Origin of the sequence: Streptomyces sp. NPDC096152 (assembly GCF_044763235.1) — a bacterium.
In the GTDB taxonomy this organism is placed as follows: domain Bacteria; phylum Actinomycetota; class Actinomycetes; order Streptomycetales; family Streptomycetaceae; genus Streptomyces.
Genome location: NZ_JBIWFW010000006.1, coordinates 534,289 through 558,766 on the forward strand (window position 1 = coordinate 534,289; position 24,478 = coordinate 558,766).

The following is a 24,478-nucleotide window of genomic DNA, read 5'->3' on the forward strand; positions in this document are numbered from 1 at the left end:
CGGCGGTCCGACGAACGGCGGGGCGTCCGGGCGCGTCAGCCGTTGGGGCGCAGGGTCCAGACGACGGTCATCTCCCCGGTCACGGCGCCGTCCGCGCGGCGGATCTCGATGGTGACCGGGAATTCGGGCCGCTGCCCGGCGTCCAGTTCGGCCACGACCTCGGCGGCCGGCCGGCCCAGGGTCGCGGTGGCGGTGACGGCGCCCATCGCGAGCTTCTTGTAGGCGATCTCGGCGCGCACGGCGAGCGGCACGGCCCGCGAGAGCTGCTCGCCGAACGCGGCCAGCACGATCGCGCCGCTGGCGGACTCGCCGAGCGTGAACATCGCTCCGGCGTGCGGGCCGCCCACGTGGTTGTGGTAGGCGCCCTGGTCCGGCAGGGCCACCACGGCCTTGTCCGGCGCCGTCTCCACGAACTCGAGGTTCAGCGTCCGGGCCATCGGCACGGTGGCGGCGAGCATCTCGCCGATGGACATCTGATCTGCGCTCATGGCGGCATGTTACTCATGGGTAGCCCGCGCTGGCCAGAGCGGAGGCCGCCGGCCGGCTCCCATTTCTGGTACGTCCCTGACAAGACCCGGTGACCGAATCGTGTCCGCGGCGCCACTAGGGTTACTGGCCATGTGGCCAGGACAGCAGCCGCCCGGGGGCGAGCAGAACCCGCAGAACAACCCGTATCAGCAGCCGGGATACCAGCAGCCGAATCCGTATCAGCAGCCCGGCTATCAGCAGGGCAACCCCTATGCGCAGCAGCCGCAGTGGGGGGCGCCCGGGCCGGCGGGGGCACCCCAACCGCCGCAGGGCGGGGGCGGCGGCAACCGCACCAAGCTCGTCGCGATCATCGCGGCGACGGCCGTGGTGGTGGCCGCCGGCGTGACCGGTTTCCTGGTCCTGGGCGGCGACAAGGAGGACAGCGCCGGCGGCGGCACGAGCGACAAGGGCAGCCCGTCGGCGTCCGCGGACCCGAGCGTCTCGGCGTCGGCTTCGGAGTCGGAGGACAACCCGCGCGGCAACGAGACCGAGAAGCCGACGGTGCCTGGCTGGAAGGTCGTCGTCAATCCGAAGTACGGCACCGCGTTCGACGTGCCCCCGACCTGGTCGGTCGACTCCCCCGGCATCTTCACCTTCTTCGAGGACAAGAAGAAGGGCGACGGCTCGGCGTACATCGGCTTCTCCGCGCCCGCGTTCCTGAAGGAGAACTGGTGCACGTCCGACGACGACAAGGACGGCACGGAGGAGTCGTCGTCGCTGGCGGCCGGCGGCACCAAGGGTGAGGACGGCGGCAAGGACACCGCCAGCATCGCCCGCGGCGACGCGGCCGCGTTCGCGTTCGGCGGGTACACCGACCAGAGCGACGCCGCAAAGAAGTACCTGAAGATCGGGGCGGCCAAGTCCTACACCACGAAGTCCGGGGTGAAGGGCAGCGTGGCGACGTCGTACACGTCGGGTGTGAGGAAGACGCACAAGTGCGACAGCGACGGCAAGGCCACCACCTTCGCCTTCAAGAACTCGCAGGGCGACTTCGTCTCCTGGACCCTCTACGGCGCCAGGGGTGTGCGCGAGGAGATCCCGGACGCGACGATCCAGAAGGTCCTCAGCACGGTCCGGCTGCACGGCGACCCCACGGGCTGACCGGCGACGGCCGGACCCGCCCGGCCCGCACCGAGTCCTGGGGCCCGGCGGAGAGCGGGTCAGCCGATGCCGAACGCCCCGCCGGGGGGCTCGGGTGACGGGACGGCGTCCTCGTCCCGTACCGGCTCGGCCCCGGCGATGAACACGCGCAGGGCGTCGCCGTGTTCGACCCGGGCGGGGAAGGCGTCGGCGGCGGTGAGCCGGGCCAGGGCGGCCGTGTCCAGGGGGTGGTGCGCGGCGGCGAGCACCGCGTTGCCGAACCGGCGGCCGCGCAGCACACCTGGCTCGGCGATGATCGCGATCTCCTCGAACACCACCGCGAAGGTGGCGAGTTGGGAACGCAGGAAGGCGAAGGGCGCGGCGTCGGCGAGGTTGGCCAGATAGACCCCGCCGGCGCGCAGCACGCGCTCGGCCTCACGGGCGTAGGCGAGGGACGTGAGGTGGGCCGGGACCCGGGAGCCGCCGAAGACGTCGGCGATCAGCACGTCCGCGGAGTCGGCCGGGGCGCCCTCCAGCCAGGCGCGGGCGTCGGCCGCGTGCAGCGCGATCCCGGCGTCGTCGGGCAGCGGCAGATGGGCGACGACCAGTTCCAGCAGGCCGCGGTCCGCCTCGGCGACGTCCTGCCGGGAGCCGGGGCGGGTCGCGGCCACGTACCGGGGCAGGGTGAGCGCACCGCCCCCGAGGTGCAGCACGTCCAGCGGGCGGCCCGGCTCGGCGAGGGTGTCCAGGACGTGCCCGAGCCGGCGCGCGTACTCGAACTCCAGGTGGGTGGGGGCGTCCAGGTCGACGTACGACTGCGGCGCCCCGTCCACGGTCAGCAGCCAGGCCCGCTCACGGTCCACGTCGGGCATCAGCTTGGCGGTCCCGTGATCGACGTCGCGCAGCACGGGTATCGGCTCGGTCACCGCTCCATTGTGCCGGGGACGGGCCGGCCCCGATCCCCGCACGCCGGACACCGACCGAAGCCCACCGGACCCGCACGGCAGACCCCGGCCGAAGCCCACCGGACCCGCACGCCGGACACCGCACGCCAGCCCCCGGCCGAAGCGCGCAGGGCCCGACCTCGCCGAGCCCCCGGCACCCCGGTCCCCCCTTCCTGGGGAGTTCGGGGCGCCGAAGGCTCGGGCGGCGGGCCGGACTACTCCACGGTCGTCACGGTGCCCGCGGCGACGGTGCGGCCGCCCTCGCGGACGGCGAAGCCCAGGCCCGGCTCGATCGGCACCTCGCGGCCCAGTTCCACCGTCATCGTGACGGTGTCGCCGGGCCGGGCGACGGCGCTCGCGCCGAGGTCGACGTCGCCGACCACGTCCGCCGTGCGGATGTAGAACTGCGGCCGGTAGCCGGTGGCCAGCGGGGTGGTCCGGCCGCCCTCGCGCGCCGACAGGACGTACACCCGCGCCGTGAAGCGCCGGCTGGGCGCGACGCTGCCCGGAGCGGCGACGACGTGGCCGCGGCGGACCGCGCCGCGCGGGACGCCTCGCAGCAGCAGCGCCACGTTGTCCCCGGCCTGCGCCTCCTCCATGGGCTTGCCGAAGGTCTCCAGGCCGGTCACCACGGTCTCCACGCCCGCGCCGAGCACCTCGACCCGGTCGCCGACGCGCAGCGTGCCGCGCTCCACCGCGCCGGTGACCACCGTGCCTCGGCCGGTGATGCTGAGCACGTTCTCCACCGGCAGCAGGAACGGCGCGTCGAGATAACGCTCGGGCATGGGCACATAGGTGTCGACCGCGTCGAGGAGCGCCTCGATCGACGCCGTCCACCGCGGGTCGCCCTCCAGGGCCCTCAGCCCGGAGACCCGTACGACGGGCACACCGTCCCCGCCGTAGCCGTGCGCGGTGAGCAGGTCGCGGACCTCCAGCTCCACGAGGTCGTTCAGCTCCTCGTCGCCCGCGTCGGCCTTGTTCAGGGCGACGACGATGTGGTCGACGCCCACCTGCCGGGCGAGCAGCACGTGCTCGGCGGTCTGCGGCATGATCCCGTCGAGCGCGGAGACGACGAGGATCGCCCCGTCGAGCTGCGCGGCCCCGGTGACCATGTTCTTGACGTAGTCGGCGTGGCCGGGCATGTCCACGTGCGCGTAGTGCCGGGTGTCGGTCTCGTACTCGACGTGCGCGATGTTGATGGTGATGCCGCGGGCGGCCTCCTCCGGGGCCCGGTCGATGCGGTCGAACGGCACGAACGTGCCGCCGCCCCGCTCGGCGAGGACCTTGGTGATGGCGGCGGTCAGGGTGGTCTTGCCGTGGTCGACGTGGCCCATCGTGCCGATGTTCAGGTGCGGTTTGGTGCGCGCGTACGCCGTCTTGGGCATGGCTGTACCTCGAAGCCTCTTCGGTGGTGCTCGGTGAGGGTCCCGGCGCGGATGCGGACACGCGGCCGGGACGGGGACCCCGGGAACTCCCCGACCCTCCCCCTGCGGGGTCCGCCGGACGATCCGGGGAGGGTCAGCTTCGGGCGCCGTCGACTGCGGCCGCGAGGATCAGGACGGCAGCCTTCGGGGCATCCGCGGCGGCGGATGCTGCGAGGAGGAAGGCGTACCGGAACATGGGACGATCATGTCCGACACGTCCCCGCGCGTCGACCGGTTTTTCCGCGCGCCGCCCGCAGAGCGCCCGCATCCGCGCCGCCCGGGGGACGGACCATACGGCGATCACACACAGGTGTCGGTTAGTGTCGCCGGATGCTCGATGCCACCACCCGCTCTGGGGGCACCGCCACGGCTTCTCCCCGGGCCGCCGCCACGGAGCACTCCGTCGCCGTGGCCACGCCCCTGCCCGTCTCGATCGCCGCGCCCGGCGCGGCGGCCTCGCCGTTCCCGGCCGTCGAGCCGGTTCGGGCCGCCCCGGCCGCCGTCCCGGGCGGGCCGCTCGCCCGCTGCTCCAGAGCGCTGCTCTCGCCCTGGTCGCGTCTGACGCTGCTGGTGGTCCTGCTCGCGGCGGCGGGGACCTCGGTGCTGCTCTTCGAGCCGCAGCGGCTGCTGGCGGACGGCTGGCCCCCGCAGCTCGGCGGTGCCGCGGCGGCGGTCGCGTTCGCGGTGGCGTACGGCCTGTGCACGGTGGCGTTCGTGCCGCGTCCGCTGCTCAACCTCGCGGCGGGCGCGGTGTTCGGCTCCCAGCTGGGACTGGCGTCGGCGCTGGCCGGCACCGTCCTCGGGGCCGGGTTGGCCTTCGGCCTCGGCCGGGTGCTCGGGCAGGACGCGCTGCGCCGGCTGCTGCGCGGCCGCTGGCTGACGGCGGCGGACGGGCAGCTGAGCCGGCACGGCTTCCGCTCGATGATGGCGGCGCGGCTGTTCCCGGGCGTGCCGTTCTGGGCCGCGAACTACTGTGCCGCCGTCTCCCGCATGAGCTGGCCGGCGTTCCTGCTCGCGACGGCGCTCGGATCGGTCCCCAACACCGCCGCCTACGCCGTCGCGGGCGCCCGTGCCTCCGCGCCGACCTCGCCGGCCTTCCTGGTCGCCTTGGCCTTCATCGCCGTACCGGCCGTGGCGGGCGCGGTGCTGGCGTGGCGCAAGCGCCACCACCTGCGCGGCCTCTGAACGCCCGCACCACCACCTCCGCCGCCCCCGCGCCGCCCTGGACGCCCGCACCACCAACTGCGCCGCCCTCGCGCCGCCCTGGACGCCCGCACCACCAACTGCGCCGCCCCTGACCGCCCGCGCGCCCCGGCGGCACTCCCTCCGTCGCGGCAGGAGAACCGCACCTCCCGGCCCGCACAGCCCTGTGCAGGCCCCGTGCTCACGGGGCGCTACGCTGCCCCTCACGACACCCGATCACCGCGCACGGCGGCCCGGTGTGTCCATCTCCCTTTTCCCGATCGGCACTTGGACTCCCAACCTCCATGTCTTGGCTTGAATCCCTCATCCTCGGACTCGTCCAGGGGCTGACCGAGTTCCTCCCCGTCTCCTCCAGCGCGCACCTGCGGCTGACCGCGGCCTTCTCGGGCTGGAAGGACCCGGGCGCGGCCTTCACCGCGATCACCCAGATCGGCACGGAGTCGGCGGTGCTCATCTACTTCCGCAAGGACATCGGCCGGATCCTGTCCGCCTGGTTCCGCTCGCTCGCCGACAAGGAGATGCGCCGCGACCACGACGCCCGCACGGGCTGGCTGGTGATCGTCGGCTCGATACCCATCGGCGTGCTCGGGGTGACGCTCAAGGACCAGATCGAGGGGCCGTTCCGCGATCTGCGGATCACCGCGACCATGCTGATCGTCGTCGGCGTGGTCATCGGCATCGCGGACCGGCTGGCGGCGCGCGACGAGGCGGGCGGCCGGCACCGCGCGCCCAAGCAGCGCAAGACGCTGGAGAACCTGGGCGTCAAGGACGGTCTGGTCTTCGGCTGCTGCCAGGCCATGGCCCTCATCCCGGGCGTCTCCCGCTCCGGTGCCACCATCAGCGGCGGGCTGTTCATGGGCTACAAGCGGGAGTCGGCGGCCCGCTACTCCTTCCTGCTTGCCGTTCCGGCGGTCCTGGCCTCCGGTGTCTTCGAATTGAAGGACGCGATGGAGAGCGACCACGTGGCGTGGGGGCCGACCCTGTTCGCCACGGTCATCGCGTTCGCGTCCGGATACGCGGTCATCGCCTGGTTCATGAAGTACATCTCGACCAGGAGCTTCATGCCGTTCGTCTGGTATCGGGTGGCCCTCGGAGCGGTGATCATCGCCCTGGTCGGCGCCGGTTTCCTGAGCCCGCACGCGGCGGAGTCCGCGGGCTGAGCGCGCTTCAGGACCCCCTGGCCACCAGGGTGGTCAGCTCCGCGACCGCAGCCCGCAGGTTCGCGACCTCCCGGCGCAGCGCGTCCACGCCCTCGTGCGCGGCGCGGGCGTGCGCGTAGCCCGAGCCGAGCGCGGTGCTCACCGGCACCGAACCGTCCGACAGGGCGCCGTCCTCCGGCCACCGGGCCCGCGCCCACTCCGCGACCGTGACCGCGTCCGCGAGCGTCACCGCCGCGGGCTCGGCCGCGCCCTCGACCGTCCGGCCCGGGCCCACTCTGTCGGCCGTGCCCGTCCCGGCGAGGGCGGCGGCCGGTGCCGGACCGGCGGCGAGCGTCGCCTTCACGTCCGCCCGGACCTGCGGCATCGCCATGATGGTGTCGCGGGCCTGCCCCGGGTCCCACTTGTCCCTCGACCACTCGCCGTGCCCGATGACGGACTTCTCGGACCAGCCGTGGAAGTCGAGCACGGCCGCCGAGAGCCGCAGGGCCGTCCGGTACTGGACCTCGGCCATCGGGTGACTGCCGCTGTACTGGATCTCGACACCGTAGAAGTGGGCGTTGCCGTCGACGCCGTCCCGGTCCCCCTTGGCCGGGTGCAACTGCCCGGTGTAGTCCTCCTCGACGACGTGCCGCAGCACCACCGGGTCGCCGCCGCCGGCGTGGTTGGTGCGGCCCCAGCCGACGAGGTAGACGGTGCCGTCGGCGCCGATGGAGAAGTGGCACAGCGGGCCGGGCAGGCTGGCGTCCCCGTTGAAGAGGTGCCCCGCGGCGTACGCCCGCGCGTCGGGGACGTCGACGCCGGTGTGGTGCCAGACGAATCCGTTGACCGGGCCCCAGGGCCCCTTGTGGTTGCGGTTGTGGGTGGCCCATCCGGAGATCCCGGCGTGCCCGATCCGCCATTTCTTCAGCTGGTCGACGACCTGAGTGGCCGTCATGGGTGCGGCCATGTCGGCCTCCTCCCTGTCGCCGTGGGACGACGGCTGCGACGTCGTCCAGGCCATGGTGCTCCCGATCGGTCCCGGCGGCCGGTATCGACACCCGTGGGAAGCGGGCGGCCGGGGCGCGGCGCGGGTGACCGAGTCCATGCGGTCCGCGTAGCCGTCCGGTAGCGCAGAGTCAGCTCTTGCCCCTAGGCTGGTCGCCATGTTCCCCGAATCCATGGCCCGTGGTTCCGTGCGGTCCGCCGCCGAGCTGAACGAGCGGATCCGGGCGCTGTGGCTGCGCTCGGGCGGTTCCCTGTCGGCTCAGGAGCGCGCGGAGTACGAGCTGTTGGTGGTCGAGTGGGCCGCCGCCCTCCGGGGCGAGGTCATCGAGGCGGCCTGACGTCTTCCGGCCACGCGCCGGGCACTCACCGCCCGCCCGCCACCCGCAGCACCGCTCCCGTCGTGTAGGAGGCGTCCGGAGACATCAGCCAGGCGACCGCCGCGGCGATCTCCTCGGCGCGCCCCGCGCGGCGCAGCGGGATCGTCTCGGCGGCGCGCCGGGCCCGGTCCGGATCGCCCATCGCCGCGTGGATCCCGGTGTCGACGACGCCGGGCGACACCGCGTTGACACGGATGCCGTCCGGGCCGAGCTCCTTGGCGAGGCCCACGGTCAGGGCGTCCACGGCGGCCTTGGTCGCGGCGTAGTGGACGTACTCCCCGGGGCTGCCCAGAGTGGCGGCGGCGGAGGACACGTTCACGATCACGCCGCTGCCCCGGGGCGTCATCAGCTGCGCGGCGCGGCGCGAACAGAGGAGGGTACCCAGGAGGTTGACGTCCACCACCCGCCGCAGGTCGGTCACGTCCGCGTCCGCGAGGCGGCCCAGCGGGCCGGTCACCCCGGCGTTGTTCACCAGCCCGGTCACCGGGCCGAGCCGCTCCTCCGCGGTGGCGAAGAGCCGCTCCACGTCCGCCTCGGCCGACGTGTCCACCGGCACGGTGACGCTGCGCGCCCCGGCCTCGAGCACCTCGTCCGCCACCGCCTCGGCGGCCTCGGCGTCCCGGACGTACCCCACGACCACGTCGTGCCCGTCGGCCGCCAGACGCCGGCAGACCGCGGCGCCGATGCCCCGGCTGCCCCCGGTGACCACGGTGACGAGACGCTTCATACGGACCTCCGCTCCACCCACCGACACCCCCGCACGTGATCACCCTAGGCCCGCGGGCGGCCGGGCACATCGCCGTACCCCGTCGGTCTCCGCCCTGATGTTCCGCCCCGCGCTCCACCGCCGTACCCCGCGCCGCCCCGCGCATCCGCCCGCCCCGGCCGGATCACCCGTCCGGCGCAGCGCGTTCCTCCTCGCGAGCGGCCGTCCGCCTCACACAGTCCCGGCCGCACCCCTTGGCTCCTCGCGTCCGGTGCCCAACACTGAGCCGATGACGCAGCGGATCGAGCTCGCGACGGTGATGGACCGGCTGGCCGTGGACGGCCTGATCACGGAGTACGCGGTGGCGGTGGACGACGGCGACTGGGCCGCCTACCGGGGGCTGTTCACCCCGGACGGGCGCGCGGACTACCGGTCGGCCGGCGGGATCGAGGGCGACGCCGGGCAGGTCGCCGGGTGGCTCGCCGAGACCATGCGGCGGTTCCCGGTGCGCCAGCACCTCATCGCGAACCGTCGGCTGCGGTTCGGGATCCTCGACCAGGACACGGGCGACACCGCCCGGGTGCAGGCCGACTACGTCAACCCGATGCGCCTCGCCGGGGACGACGCGGGAGGGACCGCGCCCGACCTCGTGTGCGGCGGCCGGTACGCGTTCGCGCTGCTGCGCACGGACGAGGGCTGGCGGGTGCGCGAGGTGGTCGTCCACGAGAAGTGGCGCTCCCTGCCCGGCCCCCGGTCGGCGCCGGTGCCCGGCTGACCCGGCTCCCGTTGTGCGGGCCGAGCGGGTGAACCGGGTCCCGCTGTGCGAGCCGGGCGAGTGGGCCGGGGCCCTCTGTGCGAGATCGCCCACAGCACGCACACTGGAATGACCACGGGGTAGGAGGGCGCCGTATGAAGATTTTCGGCAACTGGCCGGCCTCCCCGTGGCGGCGCTCGCTCCTCGCCGCGCTCGCGGGTGCCCTCCCCATGCTCGCCTTCCCCGCGCCCTCGCTGTGGTGGTTCGCCTACGTCGCCCTGGTCCCGTGGATCCTGCTCGCCCGCGCCGCCCCGACCGGGAGGCGGGCCGCGTACGACGGCTGGTGCGGCGGCCTGGGCTTCATGCTGGCCGTGCACCACTGGCTGCTGCCCGAGCTGCACGTCTTCACCGTCGTGATAGCCGGGCTGCTGGGCGCCCTGTGGGCCCCCTGGGGGTGGCTCGTGCGCCGCTTCCTGGCCGGTACTCCCTCACCGGGGCGCGCCGCGGCCGCCCTGGTCGTGCTGCCGTCGGGCTGGCTGGCCGTCGAACTCGTGCGCTCCTGGCAGGGGCTGGGCGGGCCGTGGGGGATGCTCGGCGCCAGCCAGTGGCAGGTGGCTCCGGCGCTGCGGCTGGCCTCGGTCGGCGGCGTGTGGCTGGTCAGCTTCCTCGTGGTGGCGGTGAACGTGGCGGTGGCCGTGCTCGTCTCGGTCCGCGCGTCCCGGGTGCCCGCGGTGGCCGGCCTGGTGGCCACGGCCGCGCTGACCTCCGCGGTCTGGGTCTGGGCGCCGCGCCCGCACGTCGACGGCCGGGTCCGGATGGCCGTGGTGCAGCCGGGCGTCGTCGACGGCGTCGACAGTCCCGGCAAACGCTTCGACCTGGAGGAGCGGCTGACCCGCCGACTGGCTGGCCGGCACGTCGACCTCGTCGTCTGGGGCGAGAGCAGCGTCGGCTACGACCTCGCCCGGCGCCCCGACCTGGCGCGCCGCATCGCCGCACTGTCCCGCGAGACCGGCGCCGACGTCCTGGTCAACGTCGACGCCCGGCGCTCCGACCAGCCCGGCATCTACAAGAGCTCCGTGCTCGTCGGCCCGAACGGCCCGACCGGCGAGCGCTACGACAAGATGCGGCTGGTCCCCTTCGGCGAGTACGTGCCCGCCCGTTCCGTGCTCGGCTGGGCGACGTCCGTCGGCAAGGCGGCCGGCGAGGACCGCAGGCGGGGCACCGCGCAGGTCGTGATGGACGTCGGCCACGGCCTGCGGGTGGGCCCGATGGTGTGCTTCGAGACGGCGTTCCCGGACATGAGCCGGCATCTCGCCGAGGACGGCGCCGGGGTCCTGCTCGCGCAGTCCTCGACCTCCACCTTCCAGCACAGCTGGGCGCCCGAGCAGCACGCGACGCTCGGCGCGCTGCGCGCCGCCGAGACCGGCCGGCCCATGGTGCACGCGACGCTGACCGGCGTCTCCGCCGTCTACGGCCCGGGCGGGCAGCGCATCGGGTCCTGGCTCGGCACCGACGCGAGCACGGCCGCGGTGTACGACGTGCCGACTGCCCACGGGACCACCGTCTACGTCCGCTTCGGCGACTGGCCGGTGTACGGCGCCCTGCTCGTGCTGCTCGCGACCTGCGCCGCGGAGGGCGTGCGGGCGCTCAGGCCGCGGCGGAACGCTCCAGCACGGCTCGTACCACCCGCTCGCACAGGGCGTGGGTCTCCAGCGCGTCCCGGGCGCTGAGCGTCTTGCCGGAGCGCACCGCGTCGAGGAAGGCCAGCACGGCCTGCTCGATGCCGCGCTGCCGGGCGACCGGCACCCAGTCGCCGCGCCGCCGTACGGACGGCTGCCCCTTGTGGTCGACGGTCTCGGCGAGGTTGACGACCTGGCGCTTGGTGTCCTGCCCGGAGACCTCCAGGATCTCCTCGGCCGAGCCGCTGAGCCGGTTCATGACGCCGAGCGCGGTGAACCCGTCACCGGCGAGCTGGAGCACGACGTGGTGCAGCAGGCCGTCGCGCACACGGCCGCGCACGGTGACGTCGTCCACCGGGCCCGGCACCAGGAACCGCAGGGTGTCCACGACGTGGATGAAGTCGTCGAGGATCATCGTCCGCGGCTCCTCGGGCAGCCCGATGCGGTTCTTCTGCATCAGGATCAGCTCGCGCGGGTGCTCGGCGCACTGCGCGTATCCGGGGGCGTGGCGCCGGTTGAAGCCGACGGCGAGCGAGACGCCGCGCTCCTCTGCGAGGGTCACCAGGCGCTCGGAGTCGGCGAGTTCGTAGGCGAGCGGCTTGTCGACGTAGGTCGGGACGCCCGCCTCCAGCAGCCGGGTGACGATCTCCGGGTGGGCGGCGGTGGGGGCGTGCACGAAGGCGGCGTCGAGGTCCTCGGCGAGCAGCGCGTCCAGGCCGGCGTGCCGTCGGCCGGCCGGGAGGTGCAGGCTGTCGGCGACGCTTTCGAGGGTCGCGGGTGTCCGGGTCTGCAGGTGCAGCTCGACCCCGGGCAGGGTGCCGAGCACCGGCAGGTACGCCTTCCGCGCGATGTCGCCGAGTCCGACGCAGCCGACCTTCACTGGGGGCTCCCTCACCGCTCGCCTGTCCCCGCCTGCGTCGCAGCATACGGGGGCTGCGGCGGACGCCAGTCGGCGATCCCGTCGAAACCGCGCAGCAGCAGTGCCGGGCGGGCCCGCGACAACGCGGCCAGGGCGGTGTCTCGCACGGCGGCCCCGGCGCGGCTGCTCGTCATGTTCAGGCGGGCGGCCCGCACGGCCCGGCGGGCGACAGCGGTCGTACGGGGCAGCCGGGCCGCCGTGTAGGCGGCGAGGTCGTCGCGATGGTGGGCGAGCACGACCGCGTCCTCGAGGGCCTGGTTTCCGCCCTGCCCGAGGGTCGGCGGCATGGCGTGCGCGGCGTCCCCGAGGAGGGCGACCCGGCCGCGGTGGTGGGCGGCCAGCGGCTCGGCGAGGTGGTGCACGTCGTGGCGCAGCACGTCCTCGGGGCGGGCCGCCTCGATCACGGCCGGGACGGGGTGGTGCCAGCCGCCGAACCGGCGCAGGAGTTCGGCCCGCTCGTCGTCGGCCGCGTGCTGCCCGGCGGGCGTGACGGCGGCGGCGTACGCGTAGACCCGGCCGTCCTTGAGGGGGTGGGTGCCCCACAGGCAACCCCTTCCCCAGGTCTCGTGCGCGGCGAACTCGGCGCCGGGGACCGGGATCACCAGCCGCCAGGTGGTGAAGCCCGAGTAGACGGGTCCGGGGTGGCCGGGGAACAGGGCCCGGCGTACGGCGGAGTGCAGGCCGTCGGCGCCCACCACCAGGTCTGCCTCCAGTTCGCCGCCGGGGGTGCGGACACGGGCCGGGCGGTGGGCGTCGCCGGGGTCGGCGAGGTGCGCGGCCGTGCCCGTGCGGACCGCGTCGGGCGGCAGGAGCGCGGCCAGGCGGTCGATCAGGGTGGCGCGGTGCAGCAGGACGAGGGGGCCGCCGAAGCGCTCGGCCGCCGCGGCGGCGTCGGTCCTGGCGATCCAGCGGCCGCCCGGGGTGCGCAGCCCGCCGTCGCCCTGCCAGGCCGCGAGGTCGCGGATCGCGTCGCCGATGCCGAGCACGTCCAGGGCACGCAGCGCGTTCGGGGAGAGGGAGATGGCCGCGCCCACGGGCTCCAGGGAGCGGGCCCGCTCCAGGACGATGACCTGCCGGCCGGCCAGGTGCAGCGCGGCGGCCGCGGCGAGGCCCGCGATGCCGCCGCCGATGACGACCACGCGTGACGACTGGGCCATGGCCATGGCTCCTCCTGGTGCGCTGACTACAAGTGTAGTGTCCCGGTCCGCCGACTGTACTACGGGTGTAGTGAGCACGGCTACGGCCGTAGTGGGCGCGGTAACTACGGACGTAGTTCCCCGAGGGAGCCGCGGGTAGGTTCTTCTCCATGGCCGCACACCCCCCGAGCGCCTCGCGCGCCGACCTCGTCGCCGACACCGCCCTCGCCCTGCTCGCCGAACGCGGGATGCGCGGTCTGACGCACCGGGCGGTCGACGAGACGGCCGGGCTGCCGCAGGGCTCCACCTCCAACGTGGCGCGCACCCGCCTGGCCCTGCTCGAGCTGGCGGTGCGGCGGCTCGCCGACCGAGAGGCGCGGGTGCTGGCCCTGCACGAGATGCCGGACCCGCGCGGCGGACTCGACGCGCTGACCGACGGGCTCGCCCTGGCCACGCACCGCGCGCTGACCCTCAACCGCGAACTGACCGTCGCCCGCTACGAACTGGCCCTGGAGGCGACCCGCCGCCCGGAGCTGCGGGCCCACTTCGACGCGGCGGGCGCCCGCTTCCGCGACCAACTGGACGCGCTGGTACGGGCGATGGGCTCGACGGACGCCGACCGGCACGTGCTGTCCCTGGTCGCCTGGGCGGACGGGCTGATGTTCTCCTGCGTGGCCGGGGCCTTCCACACCCGGGTGCCGGGGTTGGACGAGGTGCGGGCGGGGCTGCGCGAACTGCTGGAGGGGATGTTCGGTGCCGGAAAACGGCTGGTGTGACGGCTCGGCCCGGGACAGGATCGGGACATGACGATCGAGCGCCGAGAACCCGCCCTGAACGCCGACGAACGCACCATGCTGGAGGGCTGGCTGGACTACCACCGGCAGACCCTGGCCTGGAAGTGCGAGGGCCTGACCGACGAACAGCTGCGGACCGCGGCCGTTGAGCCGTCCGAACTGTCCCTGATGGGGCTGGTGCGGCACATGGCGGAGGTGGAACGGGGATGGTTCCGCAAGGTGCTGGTGGGAGAGGACGCGGGACCGATCTACTGCACCGACGAGGACCGGGACCGCGACTTCCACCTCGGCGAGGAGGACGGGTGGCAGGAGGCGTACGCCGCGTGGCAGGCCGAGATCGAGGTCGCGCGGCGCAACTGCGTCCCGTTCGCCCTGGACGACCTCTCCAAGGGCCGGAGCAGATCTACGAACGAGCAGTTCAGCCTGCGGTGGATCTACACCCACATGATCGAGGAGTACGCGCGGCACAACGGCCACGCCGACCTGATCCGGGAGCGCCTCGACGGCGCGACCGGGGACTGAGCGCGGCGCCCGGCGTCAGCCGGACGGGCCGCCCGCACTCGCAGGGGGTCAGGAGATCACTCGTGCGGGGCATCCTCCGGCGGTCCGCCGTCCCCCGGTGGCCCTGACCCAGCAGAGTGGCGCGGGTGCATCGAACGACGACCACCGCAACGCTCCTGCTCTCCGTGGCCGTCTCGGCCCTCTCCGGTTGTGTCACGGTCCAGCAGCGGCCGCCCGTCTCCGACCCGCAGACGGCTCCCTCCCGGCCGTCGGCGCCCCGCCCTGACGGGAGCGCCGAGCCGCGGGACGTGCAGGCGCCCGCCCGGGAGGCCCTGGAGCTGATCAGCCCGCAGCGCACGCCCGGGGTGGCCGCCCACGTCCCGGCCGCCCCGGCGGAAGACCGCTCCCACCCCCCAGCGCACTTCCCCGCACCCCACCCGCCCCTCCCGGCACCACGGCACCGCCACGCACCGCCACCGCCGCGCATCGACCTCCCGAAGCTCCCGCCACAGGCGGCGCGGAAGAAGGCGGACGTCTGCGCCCTCGGCCGGAAGTACGGCGGCTGGAAGCCGGGCAGCCCGGAGGCGGTCATCTGCGGGCAGGCGTACGGCCGGTGAGACGGGCGCGGACACCGCGCGCGGCCGGGGCGTCCGGCGGGTTTGGCAGGTTTGGCGGGTTTGGCAGATCCGGCGGCTCCGGCGCGTCCGGCGGCCCCGGCACTTCCGAAGCGGATCGGGCGGGAGGCCGCTACTCCGGGCGCTGGCGGGGCGGGCTCCACCTGCCCCCGGTGGGACCGCCCTCCCCGAGCCGCAGTGCCAGGCGGTGGATCGCCGCGCGGACCCCGTCGCCGTACCGGTCGTCGCCGAGCGCGCCGGCCGCGCAGCGGGCCCGGTGGAGGTGGACGCGGGCGGCCTCGGCGCGGCCGAGCTTCACGTAGTCGGCGGCGAGGTTCAGGTGGAGGGACGGGTAGAGGGTGCGGACCGCCGGCGCGCCCTCGGCGCCGGCGAGCCGGTCGTCCCTGAGCTCCTCGGCCGCCGACAGCGCCCTGAGGTCCCAGGCCAGTTCGTCCTCGGGGTCGTCCTGGGTGTCGGCGAGGTAGTGGGCCAGGGTGCAGCGGTGCAGGGGGTCGCCGTCCTCGCCGATCTCCCCCCACAGGTCGAGGAAACGGCCCCGGGCCTCCTCTCGGTCCCCGGCGTGATGCAGCAGGACGCTCTGCCCGATCCGCGTCAGCACGGCGTCCGGCGCCGCCTGCTCCTGTCGCTCCACCACCAGCGCCTCCAGCCCAGTCCCGGACCCGATCCCCCGACGCTAACCGCAGCGCACACCGATCCGGCTCAGGCACCCCCGAAGAACACCGCCCCGGCGGCGCCTCACCCGGCCGGGCCCGGGCACGCGGCGCCCCCGCGTCCCCCCGGCCCCGTTGCCGGGCGGGACGCTCAGCCCAGGTTCGGGATGTGCCAGTCGATCGGCTCGTGGCCCTGCCGGGCGACCGCCTCGTTGATCTGGGTGAACGGCCGGGAGCCGAAGAACTTCTTGGCGGACAGCGGGGAGGGGTGCGCGCCCTTGACGACCACGTGCCGGGACTCGTCGATCAGCGGGAGCTTCTTCTGCGCGTAGTTGCCCCACAGCACGAAGACCGCCGGGTCGGGACGGCCGGCCACCGCCCGGATCACCGCGTCGGTGAACTTCTCCCAGCCCCGGCCCTTGTGCGAGTTGGCCTCGCCGCCGCGGACCGTGAGCACCGCGTTCAGCAGCAGGACTCCCTGCCGGGCCCAGGGCATCAGATACCCGTTGTCCGGGACGGGCGTGCCCAGTTCCTCGTGCATCTCCTTGTAGATGTTGCGCAGCGACGGCGGGATCCTGACTCCCGGCCGGACGGAGAAGCACAGGCCGTGGCCCTGCCCCTCGCCGTGGTAGGGGTCCTGACCGAGGATCAGGACCTTCACCTCGTCGTACGGCGTGGCGTCCAGCGCGGCGAAGACCTCCTCCCGGGGCGGGTACACCGGACCCTTCGCCCGCTCCTCCTCGACGAACTCGGTCAGCTCCTTGAAGTAGGGCTGCTGCAGTTCGTCGGCCAGAACCCCGCGCCAGGACTCGGGCAGCATGGCGATGTCGGTCACGTCAACGTCCTCACGATGTGCGGTCACTTCCAGGCCTCAGAACCTACCGGCGACCACTGACAGCGGACCTCCGCCCCGGAGAACGCCCCGCCTACCAGCTGGTCTTCCGGGACAGCTCCCACATCATCATGATGGTCGACGGGTCGAGCGCCCGCTCGCCGCCGGAGATGTCGTCGCTCGCGGCCACGTACTGCTTGCCCTGCCACAGCGGCAGCAGCCGCGCGTCGTTCACCAGGATCTGCTGCGCCTGCTCGAACTCCTTCACCACGGCCCCGCGGTCGCTCTCCCCGCGCGACTTCGGCAGCAGCTCCGTGGTGATCTTCGGCGCCGGGTAGGGCGTACCGAGCGCGTTCTGCTGGCCGACGAACGGGGCGATGAAGTTGTCGGCGTCGGGGAAGTCCGGGAACCAGCCACGCCCGAACACCGGGTACTCGCCCTTCTGGTAGCCGACCACGTAGGTCTTCCAGGGGCGGCTCTTCAGGGTGATGGTGAACAGGCCGGACGCCTCCAGCTGCCGCTTGAGCTCCTGGAACTGCAGGGCGGTCTCCGAGCCGTAGCGGTCGGTGGTGTACCAGAGGGTGAGCGGGACCTTCTGGTCGATGCCCGCCGCGGAGAGGATCTTGCGGGCCTTGGCCACGCTGGGGTCGCCGAAGTCGTCGAAGAAGCCGGTGGTGTGGCCGGTCAGGCCCTTGGGGACCATCGAGTACAGCGGGTCGACGGTGTCCTTGTAGACCTTGTGCGCGATCGCCCCGCGGTCCACGACCTGGGCGACTGCCTTGCGGACGGCGACCTTGTCCGCCCAGGGGTCCTTCGGGTTGAACACCAGGTAGCTGATGTCGGTGCCGGCGCCCTCGACGAGCTGGAGGTCCTTGGCGTCCTTGCGCTGCAGGGCGATGATGTCGTCGGCGGCCAGGCCACGGTAGGTGACGTCGATCTGCCGGTTTCGCAGCGCCTTGACCATGGTGGCCGAGTCCTGGAAGTAGCGGATGGTCACCGCATCGTTTCTGCGCTGGGCGAATCCCTTGTAGTTGCCGTTCTTGACCAGCTCGGCCTGCTTGCCGTCCTCGTACGACTTGAGGGCGTACGGCCCCGAGCCGAAGACCTTGTTGTCCTTGCGCAGGGTGCGGGCCGGGTACTCGTCGGGGTCGACGATCGACATGGCCGGGGTGGCGAGGACGAACGGGAAGGTGGCGTCGGGCTTGTTCAGGTGGAAGACGATCTGCTGGTCGCCCAGCACCTGCACCCGGTCCAGGCTGCCGAGCAGCCCCGCCGGGCCGCCGGCCACGTTGATGGTGCGGATGCGGTCGATGGAGTGCTTGACGGCCCGCGCGTCGAGCGGGTCGCCGTCGGCGAACTTCATCCCGGAGCGCAGCACGCAGCTGTAGGTGGTGTTCGCGCTGTCGGTGAACTTGCAGCTCTCGGCGGCGTCGGGCTGGGGCGTGGTCGCACCGTTCGGATAGGCCAGCAGCGTCTGGTAGATGTTCCGGAACAGCTCCCACGAACCGTCCCAGGAGGCGGCCGGATCCAGCGTGCTCGGGGCACTGGTGGTGCCCACGACGATCGGTCCCTGGTCGTCCGGGGTGCCGTCGGAAAAGACGCTGCACCCGGCGACCAGGGATATGGACGCAAGGCCCATTACGGGCCGCAGGCATCGGTTCCGGTTGAACACGCGCACGCTCCTCGATCCGCCATACCCAGGGTTGGCAGACCATACCGCAGTGCCCCGCCGGGTGAACCCGGTCTGAACCAGACCTTGATCAGCACGTGATTGACTACGTTGTCATCCGTGCGCGGCACGGGTCGTACATCGACGCGGGCGCCGTTTCCGTCAAGAGTTCCGCGGAAATCGTCACGGGAACGGAAACGGCGCCCGGGCCGGTCAGCCGACTCCGGCGTTGAGGAAGATGCCGCCGTCGACGACGAGCGTCTGCCCGGTGATCCAGTCGGACTGCTGCGAGGTGAGGAAGGCCGTCGCGCCGCCGATGTCCGAGGGCACGCCGAGCCGGCCGAGCGGATAGGACGCGGCCGCCTCCGCCTCGCGGCCCTCGTACAGGGCCTGGGCGAACTTGGTCTTCACCACGGCCGGCGCGATCGCGTTGACCCGCACCTTCGGCGCGAACTCGTGCGCCAGCTGCTGGGTCAGGTTGATCATCGCGGCCTTGCTGACGCCGTAGGCGCCGATGAAGGGCGAGGGCGCGAGGCCGGCGACGGAGGCGATGTTGACGATCGTGCCGCCGTTGTCCTTCTGCCAGGCGTGCCAGGTGCGCTGGGCGAAGCCCAGCGCGGAGATCACGTTGGTCTCGAAGACCTTGCGCGCCACGTTCAGGTCGAGGTCGGCGATCGGTCCGAACACCGGGTTGGTGCCGGCGTTGTTGACCAGGTGGTCGACGCGGCCGAAGGCCTCCATGACGCGCTCGACGGCCTCGGCCTGGTGCGCCTCGTCATGGGCCTTGCCCGCGACGCCGATGACCCGGTCGGCGCCGAGCCTCTCGACGGCCTCCTTCAGGGCCTCCTCGTTGCGGCCGGTGATGCACACCCGGTCGCCCCTGGCCACCAGCGCCTCGGCGACGCCGTAGCCGATGCCCCGGCTGGCGCCCGTGACGAGCGCGACCTTGCCGGAAAGTTCCACGGAAGTCATGTTCCCGTCCCCCTGCCTCAGTCGAGCGGTCCGCCGGCGACGTACAGCACCTGGCCGGAGACGAAGCCGGCCGCGTCGCCCGTGAAGAAGGCGATCGCGTTGGCGATGTCCTCCGGCTCGCCGACGCGGTGCACCGGGATCTGGGTGGCGGCGGCGGCCTTGAAGTCCTCGAAGCCCATGCCGACGCGCTCGGCGGTGGCCTTGGTCATCTCGGTGGCGATGAAGCCGGGGGCGACGGAGTTGGCGGTGATGCCGAACTTGCCGAGCTCCTTGGCGAGGGTCTTGGTGAAGCCCTGCAGACCGGCCTTGGCGGCGGAGTAGTTGACCTGGCCCCGGTTGCCGAGCGCGGAGGACGAGGAGAGGTTGACGATGCGCCCGAAGCCCGCGTCGACCATGTGCTTCTGGCAGGCCTTGGCCATCAGGAACGAACCGCGCAGGTGCACGTTCATGACGGTGTCCCAGTCGGAGACGCTCATCTTGAACAGCAGGTTGTCGCGGAGCACACCCGCGTTGTTGACGAGGATCGTCGGCGCGCCGAGCTCCTCGACGACGCGCGCGACGGCGGCCTCGACCTGCGCCTCGTCGGAGACGTCGGCGCCGACCGCGATGGCCCTGCCGCCGGCCGCCGTGATCTTCTCCACGGTGTCCTTGCAGGCGGCCTCGTCGAGGTCGATCACGGCGACCGCGCGCCCCTCGGCGGCCAGTCGTACGGCGGTCGCGGCGCCGATGCCGCGCGCGGCACCGGTGACGACGGCCACCCGCTGCTCAGTGGTGGACATTGCTGGTTCTCCTCGCCCTTGGAAAGCCTGGAACACCTTCGGAACATCTGCGGCTGCAACGGTACGCCCCTCAGGTGAGCGACCGCTTAGTACCTTCAGCAGACGTGACGCTAGAAGCCCTGGCACCCGGTGTCAACGGCACACCCGGTGCGTGTGATCCATTACCTCACCAGGAGGTCCAGCAACCGCTCCGTCTCCGCGGCCGGATCGGTGGTCAGTCCGGTGTGCGCGGGTCCCGGCTGGACGATGGTGGAGCGGGGCGCGATCAGCCAGCGGAAACGCCGTCCCGCGTCGTCGCCCGCGGCCTGCCCGGCGGCCTCGCCCCCCGCGCACACGCCCTCGACGGCACGCAGCGCGGCCCGCACGCCCGGGACGTCCGCCTCCGGGTCGAGCGCCAGCAGCCGCGCCTCGTCCAGGTGGGTGCGGGCGCCGACGTAGGCCGTGGCCCGGCAGTAGACGAGCACGCCGGCGTTGACGCACTCGCCGCGCTCGATGCGCGGCACCACGCGCAGCAGGGCGTACTCGAAGACGTGCCGGTCGCTCGCCGGGCCGCCCCTGATGATGTGGCGGTCGTCCGGACGGCCGCCGCGCTGCCCGCTCATGCGGCCTCCCCGATGCCCCGGACGCGCTCGTGGATGACGGCGGCCCGCGCGAGCAGGGGCCGCGCGTAGGCCCGGCGCAGTTCGTCCGGGCCGGCGAAGCCGGGCTCGCCGGTCAGCCAGGCGTCCGGGATCTCGGCGGTCACCTCGGCGAGCAGGTCCTCGGTGACCAGGGGCGCGAGGCGTGCGGCGGCGGCCGCGACATCCGGGTGGAAGGGCAGCAGGGCGTGCTCCGAGGCGTCGTAGGGACGGGCGGCCGAGGTCTCGGCGCCGGGCCAGTTGTGGTGCCAGATCATGGTGGCGCCGTGGTCGATGAGCCACAGGCCGCCCCGCCATCTGAGCAGGTTGGGGTTGCGCCAGGAGCGGTCCACGTTGTTCACCAGCGCGTCGAACCAGACGATCCGCCCGGCCTCCTCGGGGTCCACCGGGAAGGCGAGGGGGTCGAAGCCGAGGGCGCCGGAGAGGAAGTCCATGCCGAGGTTGGTGCCGCCGCTGGACCGCAGCAGCTCCTGCACCTGCTCGTCGGGCTCGCCGAGCCCCAGCACCGGGTCGAGGCCGACGGTCACCAGCCGGGGCACCCGGAAACCCAGCCGCCGGGCGAGTTCCCCGCACACCACCTCGGCGACCAGCGTCTTGCGGCCCTGCCCGGCGCCGGTGAACTTCAGGACGTACGTACCGAAGTCGTCGGCCTCGACGAGTCCCGGCAGCGAGCCACCCTCGCGCAGCGGCGTGATGAAGCGGGTCGCGGTGACTTCCTTGAGCATCGCCCCAGGTTACCGGCGTGCGGCGGGGCCGGTCACCGGCGCGCGGCCGGGCCCGGGCCCCCCGGCGGCAGGCGGCCCGCGGGGCCCCTCTGAACACCTCGGGCCCGCCGGCCGTACCCCTGTGCGGACGCACGAAGCCTGCGCGGAAGGGAACATCAGCATGACCAGCGAATCGCTTCAGCCCCCGGGGTCACCGGCCCGCCGCACCGTCGTGGCGGCGGTGGGCGCGGCGGGACTCGCCGCCGCGCTGGCCGCGTGCGGGTCGGACGACGAGTCGTCCGGCTCCTCCAGCACCGGCAACGACAGCAACGGCACTGGTGGCAGCGGCGGTTCGGGCGGCGGGGCCGCGGCCGGCGGCGCGGTCCTCGCGAAGACCGCCGACATCCCGGAGGGCGGCGGCAAGGTGTTCGCGAGCCAGGGCGTGGTCGTCACCCAGCCGACGAAGGGCGAGTTCAAGGCGTTCTCGTCGAAGTGCACCCACCAGGGCTGCGCGGTGAACCGGATCGCCGGCGGTGTGATCAGCTGTCCGTGCCACAAGAGCGAGTTCTCGGCCACCGACGGCAGCGTCAAGAAGGGTCCCGCGACCCAGCCGCTGCCCGCCAAGAACATCACGGTGTCCGGTGAGGAGATCACGCTCGCCTGACGCTCACGCCCGGCCCGCCGACCGGTCTCCCCTTGCCGCGGGCGGTGCGGCCGGGCGAGAGTGGCCACCGTTGCGTGCGGAGGGAAGACGACCCATCCTTTTCTGACGTGATGTCAGAGAATCTCTCCCGGGCGGGCCGGGGGACTTTCCCCTCTGGCACGACGTGAGACATGGAGGGGGCCGCATGACCGCCACACAGCGCCGGGGCCGGAAGATCATGATGACGCCGGGCGAGCTGGACGAGTTCCTCACCACCCAGCGCACCTGCCGGGTGGCCACGGTGTCCACCGGCGGCGCCCCGCACGTGAGCGCCCTCTGGTTCGCCTGGGACGGCACCTCGCTGTGGCTGTACTCCGTGGTGCGCAGCAGGCGCTGGGCCGACCTGCGCCGCGATCCCCGGGTGGCGGTCGTGGTCGACACGGGCGAGGAGTACGACCAGCTGCGCGGTGTGGAGCTGTCCGGCACGGTGGAGTTCGTGGGCGAGATCCCCCGCACCGGGGAGCTGCACGCCGAACTCGACGTGCCGGAGACCCTGTTCGCCCGCAAGAACTTCGGGCTGGACGAGATGCCCCACGACGGCCGGCACGCGTGGCTGCGCCTGACCCCGGAGAAGACCGTCTCCTGGGACTTCCGCAAACTCGGCTCGGCCTGATCCCGACTGAGGGCCCTCGGGACCCGCCCGTCGACTCGGGCCGCGGCTCAGGCGATCCCCTCCCCCGCCGCACGCAGGGCGTCGGCCGCCGCGCGGATGGAGGGGCGGCGGTCGGCGTCGGCCCGCCACATGGCGTAGACGTGCCGCCGCACCGCCTGCCGCACCGGGACCGTGCGCACGCCCGCAGGCAGCGGACCGCGCCCCAGCCGCGGGGCCACGCAGACTCCGAGTCCGGCGGCGACCAGGGCGAGTTGCGTGGCGTGCTCCTCGGCGCGGTGCGCGATGCGTGGTTCGACGCCCTTGGAGCGCAGGGTGTCCAGCAGCCACTCGTGGCAGAACTCGGCCTCGCCCCAGGTGATCCAGTCGTCGTCCGCGAACTCCTCCAGGTCCGCCTCGGCGCGGGCCGCGAGGGGATGGGCCGCGGGCAGGGCCACATCGGCGGGGTCGTCGAGGATCGGGGCCCGGCTGAGCCCGTCGGGGACGGGCAGCGGCTTGTTGTACCAGTCCAGGACGACGGCCAGGTCGACGTCGCCGCGCAGCACCGCGCGCACGGCCGCCGCCGGCTCCATCTCGGTGGTGGTGACCCGCAGGCCCGGGTGCCGGTCGCGCAGATGGCCGAGCGCGGCGGGGAACAACCCGCGCGCGGCGGTGGGAAACGCGCCGAGCCGCAGCCCACCGACGACCTGCCCGCGCTGCGCCTCCAGATCGGACTGGGCGATCTCCACCTGGGAGAGGATGCGCGCCGCGTGCTCGGCGAGCAGCCGGCCCGCGTCCGTCAGCCGCACCCCCCGGCCGTTCCTGGCGAGGAGCTGCTGGCCCACCTCCCGCTCCAGCTTGGCCATCTGCTGGGAGACGGCCGACGTCGTCACGTGCAGCCCTTCCGCCGCGCCGCTCACCGAGCCGTGGCGGGCGAGCGCGTCCAGGGTGCGCAGGCGCTCCAAGTTCAACATGTAAGCGATGCTACGAGATACAGCGCTCGAATTCTCGCTTGTGCTACGAGGTTGCCGGGCGGCATGGTTACGGTCATGACCATCGCGCCCGCCGCCCCGTCGACCCCGTCCCGTCCCGCCGCACGCGCCCGCGGGCCTCTTCCGTGGCGGGTCCGTTTCGCCTTCCTGTCGTCCGTGTGGGGCTTCAGCTTCCTGTTCATCAAGGTCGGCACGGAGGGGTTCGCCCCCTTCCAGGTCACGTTCGGACGGCTGCTGTTCGGCACGGCGGTGCTCGCGGCCGCGATGGCGGTGAAGCGGGAGCGGCTGCCCCGCGGGGTGCGGACCTGGATGCATCTGGCCGTCGCGGCGTTCTTCCTCAACGCGCTGCCGTTCTCGCTCTTCGCCTACTCGGAGCTCACGATCCCGTCGACGCTCGCGGGCATCTGCAACGCCACCTCGCCGCTGTGGGGCATGGCCCTGTCCCTGGTCGCCCTCTCGGAGGACCGCCCGAGCCGGGTGCGGGTCGCGGGGCTCGGGCTCGGCTTCCTCGGGGTGCTCACCGTGCTGGGCGCCTGGCAGGGCTTCCACGGCCTGGACGCCGCGGGCACGGCGATGGCCCTGCTGGCCTCGCTGAGCTACCCGGTGGGCTGGATCTACGTCCGGCGCACCCTGGCCGGTTCCACCGAGTCGCACCTGGCGCTGACCGGCGGGCAGTTGCTGCTGGCCACGCTGCAACTGGCGGTCGTCACACCGCTGTTCACCAGCCTGCCGAGCCACGTGTCCGCACTGCCCCTGCTGGCGGTCGCCGCGCTGGGCGCCCTGGGCACCGGCCTGGCCATGCTCGTCCAGTACGGCCTGGTGGCCGAGGTCGGCCCGACGACGGCGCAGATGGTCACCTACTTCGTCCCGATCATCGCCACGGCCGCGGGTGTCGCCGTGCTCGGCGAGCATCTGGCCTGGTCGACCCCGGTGGGCGCGGCGATCGTCCTGGCGGGCGCGGCCCTGACCCAGGCCCGCCCGAAGCGGCGGACCGAGCCCGCCCGGGAGCCTGCCCGGGAGCCGGCCCCGCGGCCCGAGGACGAGGTCCCCCGCTCCGGCGACGAACTCACGGCCTGCACGGCCCCGGCGGCCCAGGCCTGAGGCCCGGCCCGGAGACCGGAGGCTC

At 73.5% G+C, this 24,478-nt stretch carries 28 protein-coding genes; 13 read left to right on the plus strand and 15 right to left on the minus strand.

Translation table 11 applies throughout. The annotated features are described in order from the left end of the window. Positions 1-35: 35 nt before the first annotated feature. Positions 36-473 carry a DUF4442 domain-containing protein gene (locus ACIQ9G_RS22965; RefSeq protein WP_403612656.1) on the minus strand — a complete coding sequence of 146 codons (438 nt, stop codon included), beginning with the start codon at positions 471-473 and terminating at the stop codon, positions 36-38. Between the two features lie 145 nt (positions 474-618). Between ACIQ9G_RS22965 and ACIQ9G_RS22970 the strand changes: the two genes are divergently transcribed. Then, positions 619-1,629, plus strand: coding sequence for a hypothetical protein (locus ACIQ9G_RS22970; RefSeq protein WP_403612499.1), 1,011 nt, complete (start codon positions 619-621; stop codon positions 1,627-1,629). A gap of 59 nt (positions 1,630-1,688) precedes the next feature. On the opposite strand, the gene ACIQ9G_RS22975 is transcribed toward ACIQ9G_RS22970, so the two are convergent. Then, complete coding sequence (locus ACIQ9G_RS22975; protein WP_403612502.1) at positions 1,689-2,534, minus strand: spermidine synthase; 846 nt, start codon at positions 2,532-2,534, stop codon at positions 1,689-1,691. A gap of 233 nt (positions 2,535-2,767) precedes the next feature. After that, positions 2,768-3,937 carry an elongation factor Tu gene (tuf, locus tag ACIQ9G_RS22980; RefSeq protein WP_403612504.1) on the minus strand — a complete coding sequence of 390 codons (1,170 nt, stop codon included), beginning with the start codon at positions 3,935-3,937 and terminating at the stop codon, positions 2,768-2,770. Positions 3,938-4,306: 369 nt separating this feature from the next. Here tuf and ACIQ9G_RS22985 point away from each other — a divergent pair, with 369 nt between their 5' ends. Together ACIQ9G_RS22985 and ACIQ9G_RS22990 are read left to right on the plus strand one after the other, a co-directional pair. Then, a complete protein-coding gene (locus tag ACIQ9G_RS22985; RefSeq protein WP_403612507.1) occupies positions 4,307-5,161 on the plus strand; it encodes a VTT domain-containing protein in 855 nt (284 codons plus the stop codon). Between the two features lie 302 nt (positions 5,162-5,463). Further along, a complete protein-coding gene (locus tag ACIQ9G_RS22990; RefSeq protein ID WP_403612509.1) occupies positions 5,464-6,339 on the plus strand; it encodes an undecaprenyl-diphosphate phosphatase in 876 nt (291 codons plus the stop codon). A 7-nt stretch (positions 6,340-6,346) separates the two neighbouring features. On the opposite strand, the gene ACIQ9G_RS22995 is transcribed toward ACIQ9G_RS22990, so the two are convergent. Then, on the minus strand, positions 6,347-7,285 hold the full coding sequence (locus ACIQ9G_RS22995; RefSeq protein ID WP_403612512.1) for an N-acetylmuramoyl-L-alanine amidase: 939 nt from the start codon (positions 7,283-7,285) through the stop codon (positions 6,347-6,349). Between ACIQ9G_RS22995 and ACIQ9G_RS23000 the strand changes: the two genes are divergently transcribed. Together ACIQ9G_RS23000 and ACIQ9G_RS23005 are read left to right on the plus strand one after the other, a co-directional pair. After that, a complete protein-coding gene (locus ACIQ9G_RS23000; protein WP_403612514.1) occupies positions 7,284-7,436 on the plus strand; it encodes a hypothetical protein in 153 nt (50 codons plus the stop codon). The two genes, ACIQ9G_RS22995 and ACIQ9G_RS23000, sit on opposite strands and share 2 nt — an antisense overlap. A gap of 45 nt (positions 7,437-7,481) precedes the next feature. Beyond that, on the plus strand, positions 7,482-7,661 hold the full coding sequence (locus ACIQ9G_RS23005) for a hypothetical protein (RefSeq protein WP_392193436.1): 180 nt from the start codon (positions 7,482-7,484) through the stop codon (positions 7,659-7,661). A 25-nt stretch (positions 7,662-7,686) separates the two neighbouring features. On the opposite strand, the gene ACIQ9G_RS23010 is transcribed toward ACIQ9G_RS23005, so the two are convergent. After that, positions 7,687-8,427, minus strand: coding sequence for an SDR family NAD(P)-dependent oxidoreductase (locus ACIQ9G_RS23010; RefSeq protein WP_403612517.1), 741 nt, complete (start codon positions 8,425-8,427; stop codon positions 7,687-7,689). Between the two features lie 268 nt (positions 8,428-8,695). Here ACIQ9G_RS23010 and ACIQ9G_RS23015 point away from each other — a divergent pair, with 268 nt between their 5' ends. Together ACIQ9G_RS23015 and lnt are read left to right on the plus strand one after the other, a co-directional pair. Further along, positions 8,696-9,181, plus strand: coding sequence for a nuclear transport factor 2 family protein (locus ACIQ9G_RS23015; protein WP_403612519.1), 486 nt, complete (start codon positions 8,696-8,698; stop codon positions 9,179-9,181). 134 nt (positions 9,182-9,315) lie between these two features. Then, complete coding sequence (gene lnt / locus ACIQ9G_RS23020; RefSeq protein ID WP_403612522.1) at positions 9,316-10,890, plus strand: apolipoprotein N-acyltransferase; 1,575 nt, start codon at positions 9,316-9,318, stop codon at positions 10,888-10,890. On the opposite strand, the gene ACIQ9G_RS23025 is transcribed toward lnt, so the two are convergent. Both ACIQ9G_RS23025 and ACIQ9G_RS23030 read right to left on the minus strand, forming a co-directional pair. Next, entirely contained in the window at positions 10,808-11,719 is a 912-nt protein-coding gene (locus tag ACIQ9G_RS23025) for a Gfo/Idh/MocA family protein (protein ID WP_403612658.1), read from the minus strand. The two genes, lnt and ACIQ9G_RS23025, sit on opposite strands and share 83 nt — an antisense overlap. 11 nt (positions 11,720-11,730) lie before the next feature. Next, positions 11,731-12,915 (minus strand): FAD-dependent monooxygenase, encoded by a 1,185-nt coding sequence (locus ACIQ9G_RS23030; protein WP_403612661.1) that lies wholly within the window; start codon positions 12,913-12,915, stop codon positions 11,731-11,733. Positions 12,916-13,064: 149 nt separating this feature from the next. Between ACIQ9G_RS23030 and ACIQ9G_RS23035 the strand changes: the two genes are divergently transcribed. The 3 genes from ACIQ9G_RS23035 (at position 13,065) to ACIQ9G_RS23045 (ending at position 14,806) form a co-directional block, all read left to right on the plus strand. Further along, complete coding sequence (locus ACIQ9G_RS23035) at positions 13,065-13,670, plus strand: TetR/AcrR family transcriptional regulator (RefSeq protein WP_403612524.1); 606 nt, start codon at positions 13,065-13,067, stop codon at positions 13,668-13,670. Positions 13,671-13,697: 27 nt separating this feature from the next. Next, entirely contained in the window at positions 13,698-14,210 is a 513-nt protein-coding gene (locus ACIQ9G_RS23040; protein WP_403612526.1) for a DinB family protein, read from the plus strand. 125 nt (positions 14,211-14,335) lie between these two features. After that, entirely contained in the window at positions 14,336-14,806 is a 471-nt protein-coding gene (locus tag ACIQ9G_RS23045; RefSeq protein WP_403612528.1) for a hypothetical protein, read from the plus strand. Positions 14,807-14,936: 130 nt separating this feature from the next. Here the strand turns inward: ACIQ9G_RS23045 and ACIQ9G_RS23050 are convergent, their stop codons facing one another. The 7 genes from ACIQ9G_RS23050 to ACIQ9G_RS23080 form a co-directional block, all read right to left on the minus strand. After that, complete coding sequence (locus ACIQ9G_RS23050) at positions 14,937-15,458, minus strand: hypothetical protein (protein ID WP_403612530.1); 522 nt, start codon at positions 15,456-15,458, stop codon at positions 14,937-14,939. Positions 15,459-15,625: 167 nt separating this feature from the next. Next, the gene (gene ung, locus ACIQ9G_RS23055) at positions 15,626-16,309 is read right to left on the minus strand and encodes a uracil-DNA glycosylase (RefSeq protein ID WP_392193445.1); all 684 of its coding nucleotides are present in this window, start codon (positions 16,307-16,309) and stop codon (positions 15,626-15,628) included. Positions 16,310-16,400: 91 nt separating this feature from the next. Then, positions 16,401-17,978, minus strand: a complete 1,578-nt coding sequence (locus tag ACIQ9G_RS23060; RefSeq protein ID WP_403612532.1) for an ABC transporter substrate-binding protein — start codon at positions 17,976-17,978, stop codon at positions 16,401-16,403. A 210-nt stretch (positions 17,979-18,188) separates the two neighbouring features. Further along, on the minus strand, positions 18,189-18,947 hold the full coding sequence (locus ACIQ9G_RS23065) for an SDR family oxidoreductase (protein ID WP_403612534.1): 759 nt from the start codon (positions 18,945-18,947) through the stop codon (positions 18,189-18,191). 17 nt (positions 18,948-18,964) lie between these two features. Then, on the minus strand, positions 18,965-19,726 hold the full coding sequence (gene fabG, locus ACIQ9G_RS23070) for a 3-oxoacyl-ACP reductase FabG (RefSeq protein ID WP_403612537.1): 762 nt from the start codon (positions 19,724-19,726) through the stop codon (positions 18,965-18,967). 161 nt (positions 19,727-19,887) lie between these two features. Further along, positions 19,888-20,328, minus strand: a complete 441-nt coding sequence (locus ACIQ9G_RS23075) for a DUF3037 domain-containing protein (protein ID WP_403612539.1) — start codon at positions 20,326-20,328, stop codon at positions 19,888-19,890. Continuing rightward, positions 20,325-21,089, minus strand: coding sequence for a HipA family kinase (locus ACIQ9G_RS23080; RefSeq protein WP_403612542.1), 765 nt, complete (start codon positions 21,087-21,089; stop codon positions 20,325-20,327). The genes ACIQ9G_RS23075 and ACIQ9G_RS23080 overlap by 4 nt, the downstream gene beginning before the upstream one ends. A 160-nt stretch (positions 21,090-21,249) precedes the next feature. Between ACIQ9G_RS23080 and ACIQ9G_RS23085 the strand changes: the two genes are divergently transcribed. Together ACIQ9G_RS23085 and ACIQ9G_RS23090 are read left to right on the plus strand one after the other, a co-directional pair. Beyond that, positions 21,250-21,732 carry a Rieske (2Fe-2S) protein gene (locus ACIQ9G_RS23085; RefSeq protein ID WP_403612544.1) on the plus strand — a complete coding sequence of 161 codons (483 nt, stop codon included), beginning with the start codon at positions 21,250-21,252 and terminating at the stop codon, positions 21,730-21,732. A 184-nt stretch (positions 21,733-21,916) separates the two neighbouring features. After that, entirely contained in the window at positions 21,917-22,384 is a 468-nt protein-coding gene (locus tag ACIQ9G_RS23090; RefSeq protein ID WP_403612547.1) for a pyridoxamine 5'-phosphate oxidase family protein, read from the plus strand. Between the two features lie 47 nt (positions 22,385-22,431). Here the strand turns inward: ACIQ9G_RS23090 and ACIQ9G_RS23095 are convergent, their stop codons facing one another. After that, positions 22,432-23,334, minus strand: a complete 903-nt coding sequence (locus ACIQ9G_RS23095) for a LysR substrate-binding domain-containing protein (RefSeq protein ID WP_403612549.1) — start codon at positions 23,332-23,334, stop codon at positions 22,432-22,434. A 75-nt stretch (positions 23,335-23,409) separates the two neighbouring features. Here ACIQ9G_RS23095 and ACIQ9G_RS23100 point away from each other — a divergent pair, with 75 nt between their 5' ends. Next, a complete protein-coding gene (locus ACIQ9G_RS23100; protein ID WP_403612552.1) occupies positions 23,410-24,453 on the plus strand; it encodes a DMT family transporter in 1,044 nt (347 codons plus the stop codon). Positions 24,454-24,478: the final 25 nt, after the last annotated feature.

Excerpts from the sequence above, each read along its gene's own strand:
- ACIQ9G_RS22965 (WP_403612656.1), bottom strand. The coding sequence starts at position 473 with ATGTCCATCGGCGAGATGCTCGCCGCCACCGTGCCGATGGCCCGGACG.
- ACIQ9G_RS22970 (WP_403612499.1), top strand. The coding sequence starts at position 619 with ATGTGGCCAGGACAGCAGCCGCCCGGGGGCGAGCAGAACCCGCAGAAC.
- tuf (WP_403612504.1), bottom strand. The coding sequence starts at position 3,937 with ATGCCCAAGACGGCGTACGCGCGCACCAAACCGCACCTGAACATCGGC.
- ACIQ9G_RS22985 (WP_403612507.1), top strand. The coding sequence starts at position 4,307 with ATGCTCGATGCCACCACCCGCTCTGGGGGCACCGCCACGGCTTCTCCC.
- ACIQ9G_RS22990 (WP_403612509.1), top strand. The coding sequence starts at position 5,464 with ATGTCTTGGCTTGAATCCCTCATCCTCGGACTCGTCCAGGGGCTGACC.
- ACIQ9G_RS23000 (WP_403612514.1), top strand. The coding sequence starts at position 7,284 with ATGTCGGCCTCCTCCCTGTCGCCGTGGGACGACGGCTGCGACGTCGTC.
- ACIQ9G_RS22995 (WP_403612512.1), bottom strand. The coding sequence starts at position 7,285 with ATGGCCGCACCCATGACGGCCACTCAGGTCGTCGACCAGCTGAAGAAA.
- ACIQ9G_RS23005 (WP_392193436.1), top strand. The coding sequence starts at position 7,482 with ATGTTCCCCGAATCCATGGCCCGTGGTTCCGTGCGGTCCGCCGCCGAG.
- ACIQ9G_RS23010 (WP_403612517.1), bottom strand. The coding sequence starts at position 8,427 with ATGAAGCGTCTCGTCACCGTGGTCACCGGGGGCAGCCGGGGCATCGGC.
- ACIQ9G_RS23015 (WP_403612519.1), top strand. The coding sequence starts at position 8,696 with ATGACGCAGCGGATCGAGCTCGCGACGGTGATGGACCGGCTGGCCGTG.
- lnt (WP_403612522.1), top strand. The coding sequence starts at position 9,316 with ATGAAGATTTTCGGCAACTGGCCGGCCTCCCCGTGGCGGCGCTCGCTC.
- ACIQ9G_RS23030 (WP_403612661.1), bottom strand. The coding sequence starts at position 12,915 with ATGGCCCAGTCGTCACGCGTGGTCGTCATCGGCGGCGGCATCGCGGGC.
- ACIQ9G_RS23035 (WP_403612524.1), top strand. The coding sequence starts at position 13,065 with ATGGCCGCACACCCCCCGAGCGCCTCGCGCGCCGACCTCGTCGCCGAC.
- ACIQ9G_RS23040 (WP_403612526.1), top strand. The coding sequence starts at position 13,698 with ATGACGATCGAGCGCCGAGAACCCGCCCTGAACGCCGACGAACGCACC.
- ACIQ9G_RS23065 (WP_403612534.1), bottom strand. The coding sequence starts at position 18,947 with ATGACTTCCGTGGAACTTTCCGGCAAGGTCGCGCTCGTCACGGGCGCC.
- fabG (WP_403612537.1), bottom strand. The coding sequence starts at position 19,726 with ATGTCCACCACTGAGCAGCGGGTGGCCGTCGTCACCGGTGCCGCGCGC.
- ACIQ9G_RS23075 (WP_403612539.1), bottom strand. The coding sequence starts at position 20,328 with ATGAGCGGGCAGCGCGGCGGCCGTCCGGACGACCGCCACATCATCAGG.
- ACIQ9G_RS23080 (WP_403612542.1), bottom strand. The coding sequence starts at position 21,089 with ATGCTCAAGGAAGTCACCGCGACCCGCTTCATCACGCCGCTGCGCGAG.
- ACIQ9G_RS23085 (WP_403612544.1), top strand. The coding sequence starts at position 21,250 with ATGACCAGCGAATCGCTTCAGCCCCCGGGGTCACCGGCCCGCCGCACC.
- ACIQ9G_RS23090 (WP_403612547.1), top strand. The coding sequence starts at position 21,917 with ATGACCGCCACACAGCGCCGGGGCCGGAAGATCATGATGACGCCGGGC.
- ACIQ9G_RS23095 (WP_403612549.1), bottom strand. The coding sequence starts at position 23,334 with ATGTTGAACTTGGAGCGCCTGCGCACCCTGGACGCGCTCGCCCGCCAC.
- ACIQ9G_RS23100 (WP_403612552.1), top strand. The coding sequence starts at position 23,410 with ATGACCATCGCGCCCGCCGCCCCGTCGACCCCGTCCCGTCCCGCCGCA.